Genomic DNA, 20,958 nt, shown 5'->3' with positions numbered 1-20,958 from the left:
ACGTTATCCCTCCCCTTGCTGAATCTGATAGCTAAACTGACTGTCTTCGCCCATATCAATATGCACAGATGAAATAGGCTCTTCTTGCCCCATAGACTCCAGCACTCGCATGGACACTTCAGGCAATAACGTACGGTTGATAATATGAATCGCGTTACGCGCCCCTGTATCGACTTCTTTGCAACGCCCTACGATGGTATCAATCACTGCATCGCTGAAACTAAACTCAGCTTGATATTGCTCTGCCAGACGTTGACCAACACGATTCAGCTGCAAGCGAATAATATTGCTCATAACATCATCGGTCAGCGGCAAGAAAGGCACGAGTCGAGTTCGACCAAGGAATGCCGGCTTAAAATGCTGCAACATTTCTTCTTTGATCAAGCCTTCTAACTTCTCTGGTGCTGGCGCGGTATCTGGGTCTGCGTAATATTGAGAAATCGTTTCCGTGCCAGCATTAGAGGTCATGATGATTAAAGTATTACGGAAATCGATATCACGGCCTTCGCTGTCTTTCATGCTGCCTTTATCAAAGATTTGATAGAAAATGTCTTGCACACCAGGGTGGGCTTTTTCCATCTCATCCAACAAAATCACACTAAACGGCTTGCGACGCACGGCTTCCGTCAGCACACCACCTTCGCCGTAACCCACGTAGCCTGGAGGTGACCCCATTAACAAAGAGACTTTGTGCTCCTCTTTAAACTCCGACATGTTGATGACAGTGAGGTTTTGCTCGCCACCATAAAGCAAGTCAGCCAGAGCCAAGGCGGTTTCTGTTTTGCCCACACCACTACTACCGCAGAACATAAAGACGCCAATCGGCTGCTTAGGGTCCTTCAATTTGGCACTGGAAATTCGAACACTCTGACTCACTGCATCCAGGGCATGATCTTGGCCAATAATGCGTTTTTGTAGCTCTGTTTGAACAGTGAGTACTTTTTGGATTTCACTGGAAATCATGCGCCCAGCAGGGATCCCTGTCCAAGAGGAGATCACTTCGGCAATGACTTGGCTGTCCACATGTGGACGTACCAAAGGCGCTTCCCCTTGCAGTACAGCTAACTCTTCTAACGCACTGTTTAGACTGTCTTTCAATGAGGCAGATTCAAGGGTCTGGGCAGGCTCAAGTTCACGCATTTCATCGCGCAATGCCAAGATTTGCTCCACTAACGCCTTTTCTGTTTGCCAAGCTTGTTCCACACGCACGGTTTCAGATTCAAGCTGATCAATGGTCAAACGAAGTGCATTCACTTCATCCGCAAAACCTCCGTGGAAACTGTCTTCACGTTCAAGGGCCGCCAATTCGCGTAAGTTTTGATCCAGCAATGCTTTTAGGTTATCCAATGCCGCCGGAGGGTTGCGCAGCTCTAAATTCACTCGCGAACAAGCCGTATCAAGCACAGAGACACACACGTCGGGCATTTGGCGTCCTGAGATGTAGCGCTTAGACATCACTACCGCATCGCGAATGGCTTCGTCCAAAATCATGACTTGATGATGCTGTTCAAAGTGCGGCGCTAATGTGCGCAGCATTCGCATCGCATTTTCAGGGGAAGGTTCTTCGACTTTCACAACTTGGAAACGACGAGTCAGAGCAGCGTCTTTTTCAAAGTATTTCTTGTATTCCGCCCAAGTTGTCGCTGCAATAGTGCGCAGTTCACCACGGGCAAGCGCCGGTTTTAGAATATTGGCCGCGTCTCCTTGACCACCCGAATTACCAGCACCAATCAGTGTATGTGCTTCATCAATAAATAGGATGATCGGTTTAGGGGATTGTTTTACTTCGTCCACTACGCCTTTAAGGCGGTTTTCAAATTCGCCACGGACGCCCGCCCCAGCCTGTAATAAGGTCAAATCTAAGATACGAATATCAACGTCTGCGAGGGAGTCCGGCACTTCTCCATCAACGATTCGCTGAGCTAAGCCTTCTACGATCGCGGTTTTACCTACCCCTGCTTCCCCCGTCAGAATCGGGTTGTTTTGGCGTCTACGACAAAGAATATCAATCAGCTGACGGATCTCCCCTTCACGCCCTACAACTGGGTCTAACTGGCCAGAACGAGCACGCCCTGTTAGGTCCAAAGTATAGGACGCTAGCGCGCTGTCGCCCTGACTGGCATTGGCGACTGTTTCGTTATCATTGGCTGTCGAGGACGCACTGGCCGATGCGGCTTGTTTATTCTCTAGTTTGATCAGGTTTGGGCCATTTCGAACAAAATCTTCTTGATCAAATTGAGACAGAGACGCTAGTTGCGACGTTAATTGCAGCGCCATGGCTGGCTCTTTGAAAAGCGCCACTAATAAAGCATTGCCTGTGACTTCTTGGTCACCGTATTCAAGGCTAGACAGTAACCATGCTTTACGAATCAGCTCAACCACATTGGGAGAAAATGACGGAGCCCCCGTGTGACCTTTGTCAAAGCGTTCAAACACCGTCAAAATATCGCCTTGAAGTTGATCCACATTCACGCCGTAGCGGCTCAGGGCCTGTCGCGCCCCCGTTTCAGGCTTTTGAGTTAACGCTAATACGATGTGCTCAAGCTCGATAGCATGATGTTTATGGCTCACTGCCAACGATGCAGCCCCTTCAAATGCCGCACGACTGGTGGTCGAAAGCTTGCCAATTAACGCTCGTGTGTTCATGTAACATCCTCTGTTTTGCGGATTACTACCGTTTGGTTTTCATTGGTTTCGATCGTAGAGTCACTGAGTTGTGTACGCTCTATATCGGGATCGGATTCTTTGATAAAGGCTTCCATTTGCTCGGCTAGCTCATTGAACTGACGTTTGGCATAACCCACTTCATCAATTTTGCTAACTGGCAAACGAGTGAAATAATTGCCGACGTAAAGCCCCTGAAGCGCCTTACCCAGTTGCTTAAATTCATTGGTGAAAAATCGGCAAATCACGTACACCAGCGCTGGAATAGATAGGCAAGCAAACACAATAAATAAGCCCAGCACAGTTGTGGTGCGCCACCAGACGTCATCAATGGAATGTGCTGACAAACCGATAATGACAGAACCAATCTGCTTACCATTGAATGTGATCGGGGAGTTAAAGTGGTAAATACGGTCGCCTTCACCTGCTGGCGTGATTTGCCCTACTCGGCTGCCCTGATGGAGCCCTAGAGGTTCTAATGCTGGCGGCGTTTGATACGTTGCGCCCACGCCAGTGCTCGCGGTGGTTGCTTTCACAACGCCACTGTGATCAGTAATGTACAGATATTCTATCTGGTCGTTCTTCGCGACTTGCTCTGTCATGGCGTTCAAAGCAAGGTCATCTCCCAGCAGCAAAGCCTCGTCTACTTGGTCTTTCGTTTGCTGAACCAACATGCTGCCGTAGTCGCTTAATACACCACTCAAATTCTTGGAGAGATCGTTCAATGTGAACATTAGGAAGCCAAGCAGCACAATACTGAAGACACCGGCTACCACCGCAGTATACAGCCACGTCGCTGTGATTCGTTCGCTCCAACGATTTGAAGAATGGGATAACTCCAACTCCAGGGCTGAAAGCTGCTGACGCAACTCGGTTGCGTTGCTGTAACGAAACGACGCTTTTTTATGCAACAAGCGGCGAATGACTTTCTTGACTGCATGGGGGCAACGGGAGGTACTTAGATTGACATCCGATGCTTGAATGAGCGCCACTAAGTCTCTGATCGTAGACGCTTCGAACGGCAGGTTACCAAAGACCAGTTGGTACATCACCACGCCAAGGGAATACAGATCACTGCGTTGATCCGGTGTTTTACCCGCTAACTGCTCAGGCGACATGTAGTAAGGGGTTCCTACAATGGTTTCCTCATCATGACCGTGATCTGATTCTTGCGTGGGTTCATGTAGGTAGGCGACACCAAAGTCCATCAAGCGCACTCGTCCTGAGCTTTCAATCAGTACGTTGCTGGGCTTTAAGTCTCGGTGAACAATACCCTTAGCATGGGCATACTCTAGCGCTGCGGCCAATTGCTCAACGATATCAATCATGGTTTCAAGAGGTAGGTCTGACTGATGGCGCATCCATTCATCAAGGCTTTGCGCATCGACCAATTCCATAACGATAAATGGCGCATCGTCCACTTCACCGACATCAAATATCTGTACGATGTTAGGATGGCTTAGTTTACCCGAGATGGTGACTTCATTGAGAAAATAGCTGAGTCGCTCTTTGTCTTGTGCCAGTTCTGGCTTCAGGACTTTTATTGCCAAGGTGCGCTGTAACGCAGGGTCATAGGCTTTATACACCTCTGACATCGCACCTTCGCCAATTTTTTCTTTTAACTCATAACGTCCAAGTTGCTGCATCGTCCTACCCAATTAACGATTAAGAGAGTAAATCGTGTCCGCTACATCGTAAGCAGCGGGCTCGCTCGATAACCAAAGCCCTTCACCCAAGGCGAGTTCAGGAGCATTGGCGTTACGCTGTCCAAGCGTTAACGCTGGACGCTCATGACCTTTTAAAACAACTTGCAAATCGACCCAGTAATCCGGTCCCAGATAAGCGATCAATAAATCTTGCAAGCAGTCAAACAGCTTTCCGCCTGGGCGGATTTGCTGAAATTTTCTAAAACTTAGTGGTTCGGTTTTTAAGCGCATACTAAAACCGCCTTCGTAGACTGAACGTCCAATCACGAAGCTTTGCCCAAGCGTGCAATTGGCACTGCCTAGAACATTTTGCTGAGTATTATCCAGATCAAACCAACGCCCAAAGAAAGGCATCAAGGTCACTTGGCACTTCAGGACATGGCTCATCATTTTTGTTAGAGCATTGGCATTGCGTGGACGCTGACTGAAATATCCCGAAAAGTAATAGGCAATGTCTTCACTGCTGGGCACGACTAGGTCATCTTCTTCTGAGGAATCTGTTGATGCCGTTTGCTGAGGAGAGCCATGACGCAAACCGGTGTAGCTCATCAACATTTTTCGTGTTGGTAATGAGGACTCACTAGCCGACTGTTGCTGTGCTTGCTCCTCTAACACCGCTAGGCGGTTTTTTTGCCAAGCGCGGTATAAAAAACTGATCGCTCGAGCATTAAAGCCATCCAGTAACACACTCAGCGCAGAGTCTTTGTCACGCACACGTTGCGCTAACATTTCGGTGTAATGCTGAGGTAATACACCGGAAGGGCCGGTTAAGCCGAAACATGCTACTTGCAGTCGTTGTTTTTGAAAGCCATATTGTTCGGGTAATGTCTCTAGTTTCAGCTTCGCGGCATAAGGCGATACCAGCGACTGCACGACACAGAAATCTACAAATTCTCGATACAAAGGAAAGTCATAACCAATGGGGGCAGAAGCATCCCCATTGCGTTTGCGTGCCTGACTCTCTAACACTCGTAGTTGCTGGAAAAAGTCGATATCAGGCGATGTAACGAGTAAGTCTTGTGACGGCGTCATAGCAACGTTTGCTCCCCACTGCGCGCTGGCCATGATTTCATAGCTTGCTCTTTGCCATGCAGCTCGACAGTTAACTTCACGAACGAATTGATCTGGGTATATAGCCCTAAAAAGCGCTCTAATACAGAAGCAAATAAGTAAGGTGAGCTGCCCGCAAATTTAGCTTCATCAAGTCGTAAAGTAACGTGACTACCACGGCAGAAAAACGGCATGCCATGACCATCAACTATTCGTAAAGTACTCGGGGTAATCTGACGTATTTGCACGGCATTGATCACGCCATCGTTTTCACCAGACTCTGTAAAATTGTACAGTGAAAGGATTTTCTGGAACGCATTGGAGCCCAACTCTCCGGCTGCCAAGGAAACATAGTTTAAATTCAAATGAGACAGCAATTGCCAATAGACATCATCGTCCATACGAGGACGCACCGCGTCGGTAAAGGGAGTCATACATTCGATAGTATCCACTGCTGAAGAGCCAGTACTGAGTACTAAGGGTGGATGACTTTGACGCTGGGTGAGCTTATAGGGCAGATTTCCATTAAAACAACGCAATCGAGTCAACATGACGGCATCATTCTGTTCCGCTAGTAAACTGTCTACATGGATTAATGAGAGCTGATATTGGCTGCGTACATTGCCATATTCCATTTCTTCACGACGGGAGTGCCAACGAACATCGGTTAACTCTGATCGCGGTGTGGTGCTTACGCCAAAGAATGGACTAACCGATTCAAGGTTCGTCTCATCCGTTGAAATGGATACAGACTCAATATTGTAAACTTCAACACAATCAGGGTGACGGGCGTCTGCAATCACGGGGTACTCGTAGGACGATTCCTCTAACCGAGTAGGCTCCGAATACTGTTCATATAGGTTCACTAAAGGCGTCGCATTCAACACAAAATTGTTGTGATCAATGGTGGCCTCAATGTCAGGTAACGCTTTATCAAAATAGAAAAACAGCTCTAGATGTTGGCCTTCCAGTTTTCCTTCAAGAGCGCCTAGATCAACATCAAAAAATAGAAATTTTTCAGGGTATGCGAAGTACTCAGTAAGCAACCGATAGCCTATAAAGGATTGCTCAGGATAAGGCAGCATTCCTTCGTTTTCTTCAAAGCCAACGGGGTGAATAATGTCCTCAGCTTGAAACAAAGTGGCATTCGGGTCATGAGGGTCTTTTGCCACTGCGACCTTTAAGCAGTGATTCAATAACAATTCATACAGGGCAAAGCTGTAATGACGATTGCCCTTTAAATAAAAACGGACACGCTTTAATGGTAACTTTTCCAGTTCAATGTCGGAGTTGATAGCCTCTAAACGCAGCGTCAGCACCGATTTAATATCCTGATAACTTCCAGGGTTTGGTGCTTCAACAGGGCAAGTTTGTAAACGCGCACGGCGAACCTCAAAAGGGACTACCTGAGTGTCGTATATCGTCGTGAAACGGCATGAATATACTTCGTCCCCATCCGACTCGACGACCCTACCCCGTGGAATATTGGCGATAGTGGATAAATCCTTATCCGGCGCAAAACGAATGATATTGTAGCTTGGTAGTGGTCTTAAATAATGCGGATAAATGACGTCCAGTAATGTTTGGCAAAGCTCAGGAAACTCATCGTCTAGCTTTTTTCGAATGCGCGCATTCAGAAACGCAACCCCTTGTATAATACGCTCGACATGAGGATCACGTGAGTGATCATCGGCAATGTGCAAACGCGCACCAATTTTAGGGTATTCCTTAGCAAACGCTTCACCGCGGCGCTTCAGGTAATTTAATTCCTTTTGGTAAACATCAATCAGAGCTTGCTTCATTATCGTCCCGACCTAAAGTTAAACATTTTTAGCGCTGGCTCAAATAAAGCGGTAATCACCACAGCTTCTGACTCACCATAAAAAACGAGCTTGGCCTCGATACAAAAACCTAAGCTGTTTGTGTCAATCTTTTCTTCGCTTAAGCTCACTCGAATGTCTCGCAGTCTTGGCTCGTTGATGCGAATCGTGTCTTGGATTTTTTGACGCAGTGCTTCTCGCCCGCTAAGAGCAGAAATATTGATGTGGGCAAAATCCGTCACACCGTAAGTCAGCAGCACATCATCATCAATGTGTTCGAAAGGGTTTAATGAACGACATCGGTTATTTAACAAATCCTCTAAGTCTCGCATCACCGCATCACGATAAAGGCGATAGAATTCGGAAGGCGGACGATGGCCGTCAACCTTTCGCTCCGGCGCATCGTCTTGCGTCAGCTGTAAAAATGGAGACTGTAGAGAGTCGTTAAGCATTAAATTATCCGTATTTAAAAGTTAACTAGTGTAAAAAGCCTTGGCAAAGGTTCTGTTTGCGAAGGCTTTAAATTCGAATTAATTAGGCTGTATTCGAAACAGTTTCTCGATTTGCAAAATCGGAATCAGTTCATCCCCTACTAACCAGCATTTCTGACCGATCCCTGTGACGATTTCCGTTGTCTCATCCGCGTCCCAATCGGTTGCACGAGCGAGTGCTGCTTGGGTATCGCTGTTTGCGGTACCCGCATAAACCGTCGGGATAAAGACGTGCATTGGCGTGGGTGTGTCATCCTCGGATTTAGGTATCAGTTGAATGACCGCTTTGCGATACAAGAGGTCTACTGGTTTTTCGTAGGGGAAAAATTCGATACTTTGGATACGCTGCCAAGGCAGCCAACCGTAGCCTTGATTTGCTACAAATACCTCCAGAGCAAAGGCCGTCAGATCGTCAGGTTCAATGAGCTCACCAACAAAAGACTGCTCGCCTGACTGACACTCAAATACCGGCTGAGGACGCTGCTCCAATAAAGACTGTGCTTCTACTTTGGTCAGCCTGTTCGACTTCAAACCTTGCATCAATTCAAAACTTGGCATCAATGCCACGCGGTCTGCTTCATCAATCGCTGGGATTGCGTTTAGTGTGCGCATAAACTCTTTGCGTTGATTGTCGGCTTTCAGCATTTCCATCATGACCTTTAGGGTCATAAACGACGGTAAGTCGTTCTCATATTGACGTTCCATAATGGTCAATTGGCTGATGGCTTTATCGGTTTCACCAGCAAACAAATAAAATTGTAGTAACAGGCTACGTCCTTCGTTGCTTTCAGGGTTATCTCTGACAAATGCTTTAGCATGCGTTAATGCTGCCGCCAAATCGCCTTGGTCGTACAGCGCACTGATTCCTTTAATATCCATACTTATCCTGTTACTCGGTTTGAAACCACTTCGGCACTAAACTGAATGGAGGTTTCGATTGTTTCTAATTGAAAATGTGGCTTTAGATGCACCACACACATGTAAGCCCCACTTGAGCCAGCTTTCTCGGTCACACTGACTCGCGCATCACGAAGTGGATAACGCGCTAATAGCACGTCACTGGCTTCATCTGTTGCCATGACGTAATTCATGATCCAGCTTTGTAGAAAGCGTCGACATTCTTCAGCACTGTAAAAAGAGCCCACTTGGTCTCGCACAATGACTTTTAGGTAATGAGCAAACCGTGAGGTACACAATACGTACTGCAACATGGCTGAATAACGGGCATTGATATTGGCCTGATCATTGTTGTACTGCACTGGGCTTTGAATCGACGGCACACTGTAAAACAGCCCCGAGCCCCCATTGGCGGTATAGCATGCTGAGATAAATCCGTACTCCGTCAGTGTTCTTTCCAACGTATCCGGAATCATCACCTCCGCTGCTATGATCTGTTCTTGATCAACTGCTGAGGTATGCTCATCCAATCCGGCAATCACACCACCACCGAAATAGCGCTCACCAGTGATCTCAGCAAGCCAGCCAGTATTAGCAAAACAACGCGCCATCACCGCGCCTAAGGCAAAAATCGCCCCGCTTTTAAGACGGTCAGAACGCTTTGATAAGCGCTCTTGAAAAACAAATTGATCGGTACGAGTTGGACGATGTCGGTAAGGTCGGCGTAAATAGATGCGCGGCAGTGTAATACCAATGAATCGCGCATCTTCTTTGCGACGAACCGCTTTCCAGTTTATAAAATCCAGCTGCTGATAAGTGCGCTGTAAATTTAAGGACGAACGTAATGACGTAAAGTCGTCCAGCTCCAACAAGGAAGGATGCGCATTAAATAAAAATGGGCAAAACGCCGCGGCGGCCACTTGTGACAAACCATCAATCAATCGAATATCGTCGACACCATGGTATTTTGGCGTCAACGCCACATCGTAATTACACAGCATCGCCCCAAAGGGCTCGCCACCTGCAATGCCAAATTCTCCGTTGTAGACTTTGTTAAAAATCTCACTTTGGTCAATTTCGATAGCACGCATGATGTCGCGATTGAGTTCGGACCATGACACGCTTAAGAGCTTTAGCTTGACTTGATGATTCAGTCCAACTTGTTGCAGCAAATATCGACACCCTAACCAAGCAGACTCTAATGCTTGAAAGTCAGGGTGATGCAACACTTCATCCAATTGACGTTGTAATAAGGCGTCAATCTTAGCGATCTGTAAGTTCAAACTGGCGATAACTTGGAGCTTAGAAGGCACTTCTTCCAGAAGATCTAAGTCCAGAACCTCAATAAGCTCATTAACCCAAGCAACGTTTTCTGCTTCGCTATTTCGGTAGCTTTGAATTGTTTGAAACGCGTGACTCATGACACCAACACCATATCCCTATGTATCAGGTACAAGCACTCTTGCTCTGCGAGTGCTTGTACTTTGCCTGATTAGTTGCCCATTTGTGGTATGCGCGCAACCATGCGCATCGACGCCGTAAGCTCTTCAAGTTGCAGCCATGGACGCATCCAAGCCACCACATTGTAAGAACCTGGGCGACCAGGTATTTCGGTTACCTGCACTTTCGCTTCACGCAGTGGGTAGCGAGCTTTCATGTCCTGACCAGAGTCTGGGTTGTTGTTAACATAGTTCAGCAACCAACGGTTTAACCAAGATTCCACGTCCTCTTTTTCCATGAAAGAGCCAATTTTGTCGCGCCCCATGACCTTTAAGTAATGAGTAAAACGAGACGTTGCCATCATGTACGGTAGGCGCGCGGAAATAGCCGCGTTAGCAGTCGCTTCTGGGCGATCGTAGATCTTAGGTTTCTGAGCAGTCTGACCGCCAAAGAACACGGCGTAGTCAGTATTCTTGTAATGACAAAGCGGAAGGAAGCCAAGCTTTGATAACTCCGCTTCGCGACGATCCGTCAGACCAATTTCCGTTGGGCATTTCAGGTCAAGGTCACCATCATCACTGGTGAAAATGTGCGTCGGCAGATCTTCTACACGACCACCACCTTCTGCACCTCGAATTGCTGTACACCAACCCGTTGTTGAGAAGGCATGGGTCATACGTGTGCCCATAACGTAGGCAGCATTCATCCAGCAGTAATCATCATGCTCTGCCACACGAGCAATACCCGTTTGATCAATTGGCGCTTCTTCGTAACCAAATTCGTCAATCGGTTTGGTTTTATCACCATAAGGTAGACGCGCTAGAACACGCGGCAATGTCAGTGACACAAAACGTGAATCTTCTGTATCACGGAAGCTACGCCATTTAATGTATTCTTTGGAGTCAAAGATTTTTTCAAGGTCACGAGGACGTGACAATTCTGTCCAACTTTCTAGACCGAATAACTCCGGGCCTGCCGACGCAATGAAAGGACAGAATGCGGCGGCAGAGATATTCGACATTTTTGACAACATTTCGATGTCGTTTGGTGAACTATCGAACGCATAGTCCCCAATGATGGCACCAAACGGTTCACCACCTGGTGTGCCGAACTCTTCTTCATAGACTTTTTTAAACATTTCACTTTGGTCAAACTCAACCGCTCGATCAAGGTCTTTGTATAAGTCTTTTTTGCTCAAGTTCAGCATTTTCAGTTTAAGCGAAGTATTGGTTTCAGAGTTATGAACCAAGTATTTCAAACCGCGCCATGAGCCTTCGAGTTTCAAAAACTCTTCTGAATGCATGACTTCATTGAGCTGTTCAGACAGTTTCTGATCAAGTAAGTTAATAGCTTGATTGATAGTTTTTGCGATATTTCGGTCCCAAACAACGGTTCCTTCCATCGCCCCATCAACCAGTGTCTTTAGCAAATCTTTCGCAACACTGCTCTCAGTTTGCTTCGTCGCACCAATTACTTGGTCTAGTAGACTCGGTTGCTCTAACGTTTGTGTTTGCGTTTGTGGATCAAGCGTTGCAGTCGTATCAGTCATCCCTGTTGCCCCTAGTTGCCGTCATTATCTTGCAGCTCACTAGATAGCTGCTGAACGTTATCTGTACTCTGAAGAACTTGCTCAAGCAGAGACTCCAGTTCTTCTGAACGATCTGCCTTAGTTAATAGATCTCGAAGCTTGTTACGGGTATCCAACAAGTTTTTCAGCGGGTCAATTTGTTGCACAACTTGACCTGGTTCAAAGTCTTCCATTGAACGAAACTTTAAGTCGACAGGAATAGAGCCTTGCTGCTCAGTCAGTTTGTTATCCACTTTGAACGCCAAACCAGGCTCAAGCTTCGCCATTACATCATTTAGGTTATCGCGATCCACTTGGATAAATTTGCGATCCTTTAGGCTCTTTAGCGGTGCTCCAGGATTGTTACCCGTGAACTCCCCCATGATCCCCATTACGAATGGCAGTTCTTTGACGACGACAGCACCTTCTGTTTCCACATCGTAGGTGATGTGAACACGTGGCTTACGTACTCGCTCTAATTTTTTGTGAATGCTTTCACTACTCATGTTTCGTCCTCGGCTATTCCTTTATTTCACATTTACCGGCGCATAAGGCATGGATAAATATTTCGAACTTTCGTTTTGATCACCAGCGGCACGCTAGCCACAGGTTATTCATTAGCCTCCACTGCTTGGATTGAGGCCAATTAAACGGAAAAACTGTTTACGAGCATTGTCATCGTCTAACAGCTCTTCCATTAATTCTGCAAGGCTCATGCGTCCCCAACGTTCGACACGTTTCATTTGGTGGGATAACGGCGAATGCGGCTCTGTATTTTCAAAAAACAAACTCAGTCGTGAGGTCATAATTAAGGCCTCATCTCGGGATGTCGGATAGTAGGTCATCGGGTCAAAAGAGGCTGATGCTTGTAACGCGCTCTGCGCTGATGGCTCAGGTATTTGAGCTTCAACATCAAGCTCTTCAACCAGCACTTCTTCGGCAGGCTTATCCGTTACATCAATATGTGCGATGACTTTGATGGCTTCTTGGGCCACGGCTAAGGTATTTTTGATGGCTGATGTTGGCGGTGAATCAAAACCACATTGTTCATTTAGAAAGTCTTCTAACGCGATAAAATGTTGTCGTGCTTGATGGACCGAAGTAGCGATCGTACGTATTTGATCGGTATTGCTGCTGTGCGCCTGTTGTTGCAGTTGATCAACGGTTAACTCACCGTTATCAATGCGACGTTTACGTTTGTCTTGGTCTTGGATCTGCCCCAATTCGCAGGCTTTGATGTAGTCCCATACCAATACGGGCTCACCTTCGTGGGTATACATGAACGGAGACATTCGAATGGGCATGATGAGCGTTCCCTCACCATTATCGCCATTAAGACCACTGAGCGGATATAAGGTTGCTTGAATACCATCTTCATCTGGTAGCGGGTACAAGCTTCCCCAGAATGTCGATACCATTTTTTCCGCCAGTGCCAAAGATTGTGCCAGCCCTAAAAATCCATCCAATCGGATACTGGCTTCGATTAACCATGCCAGTACCTCAACATCTTTGGTATGTTCTGTCAGGATCTTTAAGCATTGCTCTCTAACAGGACGCCACTCACCAGAAAGTGAGTGCAAATCTTCTAGCTGAACAACTTTACGCTCTTCTGCGCGGATACCATTTCTGAGATCACGGAGTGAGTAATATAACTCGCTTAATTCAGCATCATCACGAATGTCTATCCCAGTAGGTCCGTCTTCATTAATCGGCTTGAGCGCGTCTATATAGTCCATACTATCCCTGTCACACGATTTGTTCAGTCATTGAATTATTGAATCGTTTGAAGCTTTTCTAACAGACGCACACAACGAGCACGGTACAAACTCGCTTGACTGTGATCAGGTGCAATGCTTAGTACTTGATCAAAATCGGCGATGGCTTGTTGTAAGTTTTGAGATTGGTAATTTGCAATCCCCCTTGAATAAGGCTGATCAACCAACTCTATTTTTAGGTCATTCAGTGTGTTTTGACCATCTGTTGAAAGTTCTGTCGCGGAGAGTAACAGAAGATACGCTTCTTTTCGGCGACCTTTTCTCAATGCTGACAAACCTTTTACTTCCAGCTCACTTAATCTGTTTTTGTTCTCAATTTGTGCACTTTCTTGATTAATGTTGACGCTTTCTTTGACAGGTTCTAGGACTTTTAGATTACTATCTTGGTCGGACTTTTGATTATCAGTGTTCTCAGTTTCTTCATTCGTCAGGTTATTTTCAGCGGACATTTCTGTCTTTAAAGATTCATCGTCCTTTTTTAATTCAGGCAAATCTTTATTAGTCATTTCTTTGGTTTTAATGACTGTATTTTCGCTGGGTTTGTCTTCTACTACATTTTCGGTTTTATTGACAATCGGTGCCGCTTTCTTTGCAACTACTGGTGCTTTCGGTTTAGCTTTTTTTGGAGTATTTTGGCTCTTACCATCTTTTGTTGGCGTCCATACCAAGTCCCCTTGTGCAAGCGTTGATGATGCCAACGTATTTAAGCGCATTAAGAATGGAAAGTAATTTTGAGTGCCATATACTTGCTCGGAAATACTTTCTAAGGAATCGCCCTCATTCGCCAAATAAACGGTTTTATCTGCCATCAAATCAAAACCGTGTTTGTAAGCGTAAACATTAAGATCGGCAGTAATTTGATTATTTAAGGCAATCGCTTCTTTGTATTCCCCATCAACGTAAAGCGCCTGCCCTAATAATATTCTCGCTCGTTTATAGTCACCGTCTTTAAGCGATTGCCACGCCTGTTCCACTAAGGCTTTTGGTTCAGCATCGCTCTCAACCAATGTCAGCACACCGATCGTATCCACACCTAAATAGGGATCTATAGAGGGCTCCATTTGATCAAAGGATGCAATGGTCACGGTTTCCCAACCGGCCTCCGCCCGATCCTGTGGTGATTGAAACATAGCGCATCCATGCATCAGAAGCGCCACACTGCTTAGCAAAGTTAACTTAATGTGTTTCATGACACTCCCTTATCTACGATAACGGCGGTAATGTTGTCTGAGGCATCTTTTGCAAGCGCCATGTTAATTAAATTCGCAACGGCTCGAACTTTGTCCTCGCTGTAGTAAATCACTTTTGCGAGATCCATTTGACTGATCGTGTTTGAAACGCCATCTGTGCACATCAGAAAAATATCATTGGGCATGACATCCAAGTTGAGCTCTTCTAATTCACAATGATCTGCTGCACCCAACGCGCGAGTAAGTATGTGATGAGCAGGATGATCTGGTTGGTTGTCATGGACTAAACCTCGACTTAGCAGCTCCTCATACTGTGTATGATCACGTGTTACCAGCTCAAATGAGGTACCGCGCATACGATATAGTCTGGAGTCCCCCACCCAAATAACCTTGGCCTGTTGCTGATAAATCATGAGCACAACGATTGTCGTACCAATGACCTCACGGTCGTAAAAGCTACTGGACATTTCACACAGTGAGCGATTTACATCTAAAACTATTTCTCGAACCGCTACGGCTAAGGCATTTAATGACTCAAAGGCTTTATGACGAATGTCTTCTAGACTTTGTGTTGCCAAATGGCTGGCGATACCACCTTCTTTATGTCCTCCCATACCATCCGCAACACACCATAGCCCCACATCATTCAACGTAATAAAGCTATCTTGGTTTTCACTACGTTGAGGACCAGTATCTGTTTGACCATGCCCTTCCCATACGTACATATTCATGACACAGCCTTAGTTCTGCTTTAAAGGTTCTAATGACGTTTTCTGCATGGCATTACCCGTCAACAGAAACAGATAATCCTCTACATTTGGCAAGTTTTTAGCCATCACGAAAGGATCTTTACGACCGTGGACATCACCAAAGGACCACCATAAAGAACCTTGAATGTTATTCAGTGGCGTCGGTAAAAAAGCCATCAGCTCCTCAGAGGTAAGTTGTTTCAAACTGAGAGACTCTCCGTTTACTAAACCGGCTGGAACCTGCAAGTCGTCCCCCAATTCAAAGGATACCAACGCCTCAGCTAATTGTTGTTTCACATCATTCAGGGGCAGCCGCTTTTGTAACGCCTCTAGGGATACTTTTTCTAACATTGAGAATAATGCGTCAGCCTCTTTGAAAAGCCATTCCACACATATATGTTTTGACTCAATCTCAAACACTAGAAACAATGGAAAATAGCGCCCCACAGCATCCACACTAGGCACCATGATCCCAATCCAGGCATGCTTTCTTTTGTCGGTGGGCGGCACACACATGCGCCAAATAGGCGACACTAAATACGCCGATAACCAATCCATTTCAGACAGCTGTTGCTGACTGTGATACAGGGACGTTTGCCCCCATTCATACAACTCATTACTGACTTCACTGTGGATCGAATCGGAAATAAAGTCCGAGTGGGCAGGCAACTTTCCGTAGATGCCAATGGTTAATCCAGACATTACTGACACCTCACTTGTTGTAGCTCAGACATTAGGAATGGGTTGTAAACACTGCCAGCGCGCAGTTCTAACGATACGGAGTACACGTTATTCAGGGTAAAGTTGAGGATGTAACGCTCACTGTCCAGTCGTTTGATATCCGCTTCATCAAAAAGCCTAAACAGCGCCCAGTCGCCTTGCTCCGTTACGGATTCTTGTCCTTCTGCGGTCACAATAACCAAACGGGCTAAGCCTCGTTCCGCACTGTCCTCTGCAGGCCAATGAAAACGCATTCCTCGTTGAGGGCCATGGGCATAGGTCATTTGCTGACCGTTGATTAGCAGACTCATTCGTAGAATCGACTTATCCATTTTTAAAGGTTTCAACTCGAAATTAATGTTTGGCTCTGTTTGCCCATTACGATAAAAGGTATCTCGAATAACTCGGCCAATTTCAAGCTGATTCAACACTTCGTCCGCAAAGCCTAAACTGATACCGTTGGTCGTGTTCCATTGCCAAGGTCGTCTTGTTGTATCGACGTAATCAATCATGACATCATTGAAGTAGGTTTCTACGATCCCACTTGGACCAAAATATGCGCTTACGTCGCCAATCGTCGCTTCACGATTACTGGCTTTATTGAAGGGGTAGCGATTGGCAATCATTGCATTACACTGCTGCACCACATCATTCTGCCAGCGCCTTTCCATATAGCCTTTGGCATCGGTCGTCGTCAGTCGTCTAGCGTTGTCTGTTACGCGTTCAATGAATCCAGACAGTGGTTCTGGAAATCGTGATGCCTCAATATCCATCTCGCGTAACACAGCGGAAGGACCATTTGGGTCTGAGGTATTCTGAAATGCAGCTTTACCACGATTAAGTGAACCATCCATCGCGCTCATGTAAACGTACAGTTCGTCTAATAACTTCAAAGTTTCATCAATCGGAGGCGCGCTGTTCTCTGAGCCTTCTATCATGTTGTTCAGGTCTGCAAAATACTCAACAACAGGGTTATCTGTTCGCATCTGATAACCTTTAAGCATTCGATCACTAACGGATGTTAAAACGTTACTGACTCTATCCATCATGCCGTTCGGTGCATCCACATCCGGCAGCAATGTAAAGGCCTCTGCCGAGGTGTGTTTTTTTATCCCCTTAAGCAAACCAATTAATGGCGAGTCGTCGCGCGAAAGACGCTTCAACAACAACAAGCTTTCGTCATTCGTGTTTACTGGCTTAAAACCGATACTTTCTATGTAACCACGCCATTGCGCCAAGTAATCATCTAAATATAAGTTTTCCACTTGGTTAAAGAGCATGTCAGCATTGGCCCCTACGGCAGACAAACCGTACTCTTCTCCCATAACCCATTCATCCGTTAATTGGTTTTGAATCATGACCTGACGCTGCTCTAAGAAATACTTACGATAAGCGTCGCGAGTGTAAAAGCCATTAATTCCAGAGGTCAGCTTTTGACCATTCTTGAAGCGAAAAAGGTATATAGAATCTGTTCCCACAGCGTCTACTAGGCGAAATTCGTCAAGCTCACGATTATTGAGACCATCTTGTTTTAGATGGGCATAGAAACGACGCGCTGGCGGTTGTTTACTTAATACAGATCGAGCACTCGCCACCAATTCTGCGTTCGGCTCAAGTGCAGGCAATGAGGGCAAAAAGCCTAACAAAGCATTTAAGTGAGCATCTAACCGATGGATTTGCTCCGCCTGCGTTGATTTCGGTAGTGTTCTCTCCCAATCCCGATTGAACCAGTTTTGCACAATTTCGGCATCAAAATGCTTCTGATCTGACAGCATGAGGTAAACACGTAATGTCTCGTATAAAGCATCTGCGTTACTACGGTCTTCAAACATGGCTTTTTCGAGACGAGCCATCACTCTAGGAAGGTAACTCTTATATAAGAGCTGCTGATAGGCTTCATTCGCGCCTTGGCCTAATTTATCCCCTTGGTAAAGCCCCATCTGAAGAAAAGAGCGCAACCCTTCCTCTTGATCATCTGCATAACCTGTCGTGATATTACGCACGCGATCCAAAGCAGGAACAGGCGCCAGTAAATCATGATCGTAGGCGCTTATATTGTTGATTTCATATTCCGCAGCGGTAATCTCCTGCTGCACTGTGTCTACCAATGCCTGATTACTAAAGTAGGTATATAACCAATACGTCGATAGGCCCACCGTCAATAATGCCGCCGCCGAGTAGCCAGCCAGATGCATCATCAACATACGACGCTCTTGTTTGACATTAATGCCAGCCAGCCCGGACTCTTTAAAAATCACTTTGGTCATTAAGTTATGTAAAAAGTAGGCTTTTCCCTTACCTGGTCGACGTGCAGCAGGGTCTGTTTTAAGACCAAAGTTTGCCCCGAGAGAGCTAATAACACGATCCAATGTCGTACCGTCTTGCGTACCACTGGTCAAATACACACCACGAAGCAGTGGCTGGGTTTCGTAGCGCGTAGATTTAAAAATCTCTCCTAGGAATGTCGCAATAGGGTCTTGCAACAAACCAAAAGCACGCGGGAATACATAAATCTGCTCTCTACGATTAACGTCTGATTCCGCTTGCAGGCGACCGGTTTCCAGAGACTGGATACGCTCTTGTAGTGTTCGGAACTCCATCAAAAAGTCCGGCACGACATCTTGATCTTGATCGGGGTCGTCACCTAAAGGAAACGTCATTCCCCACACTTGAGCGCGCTCTTCTTTACCTAAATCGTCAAAAAACTCACTGAAACCTGGGAGCAAATCGGTTTTGGTTAACGTGACGTAGACAGGGAAACGGATCTTAAATGTTTCTTGAAACTCATGAATACGTTGCTTAATAAATTTGGCATGCGTAATCAGTTCCGCTTCAGGGAGCTTTAATAAATAATCCACTGGAAAAGAGACAATCAAACCGTTAATTGGTTTGCGGCTACGAAACTTCTTCAGCAAGGCAAGAAAGCCTTTCCACTCCACTTCATCTAACTCACTCTGAGAATTCTGCGTGGTGTAGCGCCCCGCTGTGTCCAATAGCACCGCTTCATCGGTAAACCACCAATCACAGTTACGCGTTCCACCTACGCCTTTTACAGACGCTCCTACCGAGTCAATAAGTGGAAAATGTAAGTCCGAGTTAAGTAAAGCAGTGGTCTTACCAGCCCCTGGTGGCCCAATAATGGCGTACCAAGGTAATACATATAAATAACTTCCTCGCCCACCTTCTTTCGTTTTCACTTTCTTTAGCAGCTGCAAGGCAGATTGAAACTTATTAGACAGCTCCGTCACTTCTTCTTGCCCTAAAGGGGTCTCTGCTTTAGGAGCACTGGCCATTTCTTTCGCTAGCGCTTCGTTTTTACGCTTACGAACAAAGAAGTGTTTAAACTTCACAACTAAGTAGGCGATAAGAATCAGTGCAATCAATCCCCCTCGAACGGTGCTTGAAGCAAATGGTTCCATTTCACCGAAATGAATCAGAGGTGTCACAAACCAAATCAGCAATGCCACAATCAGCAGAGCGATCACACCAATCATCATTTTCAACAAACGTAATAGCCAAACTGGCAGTCGCGGGATAGGCAGTCGCATTAATTATTTCTTCCTTGGTTACGCCAAATAAGATTGGAGAGCAAAACGATCTCAACACGACGGTTTTGAGCTCGACCTTCTCTTGTTTTATTGTCAGCAACGGGTTGAGTATCAGCTTTACCTTCGGCTTTAAAGCGTTCGAACTCTTGCGTGTACTCTCTTAATGCTCCAGCCACAGACTCCGCACGAGCTTTAGATAAGTGCCAATTTGAAGGGTATTTCAAAGTGCTGATTGGTTGATTATCAGAGTGTCCTTCTACAACCACAGCACCATCCACTTGGAGCAAAGCTTGAGCCACTCGCGCAACCAGTTGACTGTAGTTAGACATCAATTGAGCCTGTCCTGAAGCAAAGAACAAATCTCCTTGCATCACAATTCGGACATTACCGTCACGCTCGTTAACAGTCACCAAACCTTGCTCAATTTCCTCAGCAAGAAAGGTTCGCAATGTTTTAAGAGCCGATACATCAATGATTCGAGGGCGGTCTAAAGTGGTCACTGTATGTTGTGCCAACTGTGCCATTTTTTGGTATGGAACGGATGACGATTGATTGAGCAAATAAAGTAAGACAAACAACAAGAGCGCCAATGCCCCCGTGAGCCCAGATGCAAATACCCAAAGGGGAATAAAGCGTCTTAAATCACGCCCAGTGATATTACCCCCCTGCCAATTCGCGGATAGGTAACGTGCAGGCTCTTTACGTTGCGATCGAATCAACCGAAATAGCTTTGATCGGATTTCAATGAGCTTTCCCGAACGGTCAGCTTCGAGTGCATAACGCCCTTCAAAACCTAAAGAAAGACACACGTACATCAACTCTAATAGGTCAATATTACCTGCGGGATCTTTCTCCAGATTATCGAGCATGACAAAGAAGTTTTCACCGCCCCAAGTTTCTTTGTGAAACAAACTTAGTAATGAGTCGTTTTGCCAATCGCTTTGACCGCCCCATGGCGTATTTAGCACGGCTTCATCAAGCAAAGTACACAGTATGTAACGACCAATCATGACGGTTCTGGCATCCACTCCCGCCTTTCTTGCATTCGTCTCATAAGATTCCATTTCTTCAACAATCTGTTGACGTAACAAAGCTGGGCTTGGGTTTGTCTGAGATTTGCGAATCGCTGGAACCAAAGACAGCAGTTTAAAAGCCGCACTTTCTAAGCGATTCAATCCAGAAGATGAGAACTTATCAGGGTCATCTAATAAACTTGCCCAGTTCACATCGCCTTTAACGTTGTTTGAAGGTATTTGGTCTGCAAGCGTGGCTTGACCACCTGGAACAGGAATGATGACGGTTCGATTGCCATTAAAATCCATTTAGACTGATTCCAATTTA

The 20,958-nt window shown here is 46.0% G+C and carries 15 protein-coding genes; all 15 read right to left on the bottom strand.

Annotated features, from left to right (window positions below; genetic code table 11):
• Positions 1-3 precede the first annotated feature (3 nt).
• The 15 genes from tssH to tssL all read right to left on the bottom strand — a co-directional run bounded on the left by tssH (position 4) and on the right by tssL (position 20,939).
• Complete coding sequence (tssH, locus tag JHD44_RS03720) at positions 4-2,646, bottom strand: type VI secretion system ATPase TssH (RefSeq protein WP_199461232.1); 2,643 nt, start codon at positions 2,644-2,646, stop codon at positions 4-6.
• Positions 2,643-4,310 (bottom strand): serine/threonine protein kinase, encoded by a 1,668-nt coding sequence (locus JHD44_RS03715; RefSeq protein WP_199461230.1) that lies wholly within the window; start codon positions 4,308-4,310, stop codon positions 2,643-2,645. Before JHD44_RS03715 ends, tssH begins: the two co-directional genes overlap by 4 nt.
• Before the next feature lie 12 nt (positions 4,311-4,322).
• Positions 4,323-5,435, bottom strand: coding sequence for a type VI secretion system baseplate subunit TssG (tssG, locus tag JHD44_RS03710; protein ID WP_199461228.1), 1,113 nt, complete (start codon positions 5,433-5,435; stop codon positions 4,323-4,325).
• Entirely contained in the window at positions 5,399-7,222 is a 1,824-nt protein-coding gene (gene tssF, locus JHD44_RS03705; RefSeq protein WP_199461226.1) for a type VI secretion system baseplate subunit TssF, read from the bottom strand. The genes tssG and tssF overlap by 37 nt, the downstream gene beginning before the upstream one ends.
• Positions 7,222-7,692, bottom strand: coding sequence for a type VI secretion system baseplate subunit TssE (gene tssE, locus JHD44_RS03700; RefSeq protein ID WP_199461224.1), 471 nt, complete (start codon positions 7,690-7,692; stop codon positions 7,222-7,224). Before tssE ends, tssF begins: the two co-directional genes overlap by 1 nt.
• 78 nt (positions 7,693-7,770) lie before the next feature.
• Positions 7,771-8,610: a type VI secretion system accessory protein TagJ gene (locus tag JHD44_RS03695; protein WP_199461222.1), complete on the bottom strand. Its 840-nt coding sequence runs from the start codon at positions 8,608-8,610 to the stop codon at positions 7,771-7,773.
• A gap of 2 nt (positions 8,611-8,612) precedes the next feature.
• Positions 8,613-10,049 carry a type VI secretion system contractile sheath large subunit gene (tssC, locus tag JHD44_RS03690; RefSeq protein WP_199461220.1) on the bottom strand — a complete coding sequence of 479 codons (1,437 nt, stop codon included), beginning with the start codon at positions 10,047-10,049 and terminating at the stop codon, positions 8,613-8,615.
• 71 nt (positions 10,050-10,120) lie between these two features.
• Positions 10,121-11,617 carry a type VI secretion system contractile sheath large subunit gene (gene tssC / locus JHD44_RS03685; protein WP_199461218.1) on the bottom strand — a complete coding sequence of 499 codons (1,497 nt, stop codon included), beginning with the start codon at positions 11,615-11,617 and terminating at the stop codon, positions 10,121-10,123.
• A gap of 11 nt (positions 11,618-11,628) precedes the next feature.
• Positions 11,629-12,141, bottom strand: a complete 513-nt coding sequence (gene tssB, locus JHD44_RS03680) for a type VI secretion system contractile sheath small subunit (RefSeq protein ID WP_199461216.1) — start codon at positions 12,139-12,141, stop codon at positions 11,629-11,631.
• Positions 12,142-12,252: 111 nt separating this feature from the next.
• Positions 12,253-13,371 carry a type VI secretion system protein TssA gene (gene tssA / locus JHD44_RS03675; protein ID WP_199461214.1) on the bottom strand — a complete coding sequence of 373 codons (1,119 nt, stop codon included), beginning with the start codon at positions 13,369-13,371 and terminating at the stop codon, positions 12,253-12,255.
• A gap of 35 nt (positions 13,372-13,406) precedes the next feature.
• A complete protein-coding gene (locus tag JHD44_RS03670; protein WP_199461212.1) occupies positions 13,407-14,600 on the bottom strand; it encodes a tetratricopeptide repeat protein in 1,194 nt (397 codons plus the stop codon).
• A complete protein-coding gene (locus JHD44_RS03665; protein ID WP_199461210.1) occupies positions 14,597-15,331 on the bottom strand; it encodes a PP2C family protein-serine/threonine phosphatase in 735 nt (244 codons plus the stop codon). Before JHD44_RS03665 ends, JHD44_RS03670 begins: the two co-directional genes overlap by 4 nt.
• 9 nt (positions 15,332-15,340) lie before the next feature.
• Positions 15,341-16,051, bottom strand: a complete 711-nt coding sequence (gene tagF / locus JHD44_RS03660; protein ID WP_199461208.1) for a type VI secretion system-associated protein TagF — start codon at positions 16,049-16,051, stop codon at positions 15,341-15,343.
• Positions 16,051-19,617 (bottom strand): type VI secretion system membrane subunit TssM, encoded by a 3,567-nt coding sequence (tssM, locus tag JHD44_RS03655; RefSeq protein WP_199461206.1) that lies wholly within the window; start codon positions 19,615-19,617, stop codon positions 16,051-16,053. The genes tagF and tssM overlap by 1 nt, the downstream gene beginning before the upstream one ends.
• Positions 19,617-20,939, bottom strand: coding sequence for a type VI secretion system protein TssL, long form (gene tssL, locus JHD44_RS03650; protein ID WP_199461203.1), 1,323 nt, complete (start codon positions 20,937-20,939; stop codon positions 19,617-19,619). Before tssL ends, tssM begins: the two co-directional genes overlap by 1 nt.
• Positions 20,940-20,958: the final 19 nt, after the last annotated feature.

Source organism: Marinomonas ostreistagni (genome assembly GCF_016461785.1).
In the GTDB taxonomy this organism is placed as follows: Bacteria; Pseudomonadota; Gammaproteobacteria; order Pseudomonadales; family Marinomonadaceae; genus Marinomonas; species Marinomonas ostreistagni_A.
Note: the sequence above shows the minus strand (reverse complement) of the source record. Positions and strands in the feature narration are given on the sequence as shown.